The 1,630-nt window shown below is 33.1% G+C and carries 2 protein-coding genes; both read left to right on the forward strand.

The features are described 5' to 3' along the window. The first annotated feature begins 200 nt into the window (after nucleotides 1-200). On the forward strand, nucleotides 201-872 hold the full coding sequence (locus V7014_RS13030; protein WP_335507783.1) for an O-methyltransferase: 672 nt from the start codon (nucleotides 201-203) through the stop codon (nucleotides 870-872). 38 nt (nucleotides 873-910) lie between these two features. Then, on the forward strand, nucleotides 911-1,444 hold the full coding sequence (locus V7014_RS13035; RefSeq protein WP_335507785.1) for a DinB family protein: 534 nt from the start codon (nucleotides 911-913) through the stop codon (nucleotides 1,442-1,444). The last annotated feature ends 186 nt before the right edge of the window (nucleotides 1,445-1,630 follow it).

Below are 1,630 nucleotides of genomic sequence, written 5' to 3' on the forward strand. Positions count from 1 at the left end.
GCGTTGGGCGCTCGGAGCTAGACGTAGAATAACTCTATTTAAAGTGATCAACAACGAATTATTTTATAATTTCCTAAACAAAAACAAATATCATGTATACAAATAATAAAAGTTCAATAACTTGAAGTAAAATCAGATAGTTTAGCAAAAATGATTTGAATAGTATAATAATTATAAATACTTTTAAAAGGGGCAATGATATGAATAATCACCAAATGTGGAATGATGTAGATCTTTATTTTAGTACTAAACTTCACTCGACAGATCCTATTATGGATTCAATACTAAAAACAAACTCAGAAGCAAATTTACCAGCTATCGATGTCTCACCAAATCAGGGAAAATTACTATGTTTACTCGCAAAGCTTAAAGGAGCAAAAAATATTTTAGAAATTGGGACTCTTGGCGGTTATAGTAGTGTTTGGCTTGGTCGAGCTTTACCAGAAGATGGACGACTCATTACACTGGAATTCAATAGCAAGCATGCAAAAGTGGCTGAAGACAATATAAGAAACTCCGGATTGGAGAATAAAATTGAAGTAATAGTTGGACCGGCACTTGAGTCTTTGCCTACTCTTAAAGACAAAGGTTTTTCTAGCTTTGATTTCATTTTTATTGATGCTGATAAGCCTAATAATCCCCATTATTTAAAGTGGGCATTAGAATATTCGAAACCAGGAACGGTTATCATTGGGGATAATGTGGTCCGTAGTGGAAAAGTTATAGATGCTAATAGTGAAGATTTAAACATTCAAGGCGTTCGTCAATTTATTGATTTATTATCTGAAGAATCGCGTATTGATTCAACAGCTATTCAAACAGTAGGTAGCAAAGGCTATGACGGGTTTGTTCTAGGAGTCGTTAAAGAGTAATAGATACATATATTGGTTGTAAGTGAGGTTTTAGATGAATGATTCTGGATTTAAAAGGTGAATCGAATATGGAGCCCATTGTAGGTATGCTGTATTCTGCTATCGATCATAATTATTTTCGATTAAAATCCATTATTGCAGATATGTCACAAGAGGAATTGGATTATAAGGGACCAAACCAACAATATAACAGTACAGCACAATTAATTAGACACTTGGCATATGTAGACCTTAACTGGATATTTAGAATTAAGGGTGAACCAGTACCCAAGTTTCTTGAAGATAAATACGGACCTATGTTGGATAAAAACAATGAAATACCTTTAATTTATGGTGTTTCGTTGGAAAGGATTCTCTTTGATTACGATGAGGTATTCACCATGTTTAAATCTATTTGCTCTCAGTTAAATGACCAACAGCTCAATACAACAGTTGATTACGAAAATGGAGCGATAGCTACTATCCGATGGGGTATTTGGCATATAGCAGACCATAATAGATATCATCAAGCCCATATAAATCAACTTCGTAATTGGTATAAGAAGGAGAAGGAATTGAAGAATAACAAATAAATATGTCTAAAAAGGGATTATTACTTCTCTTGTGACTTCCATCGAATTAGAAATTATACACACATAATAGCCATTGAATAGAAGAATTCTACTCAATGGCTATACAAAGTAAATATTTTACTTAGCGCTCGACTCAGTTATAAGCTCGTAAAAAATCAGTACCTCACTTATCAAATTTAAAAGTTA

The organism is Bacillus sp. JJ722 (assembly GCF_036963345.1).
Classification (GTDB): Bacteria; Bacillota; Bacilli; order Bacillales; family DSM-1321; genus Bacillus_AD.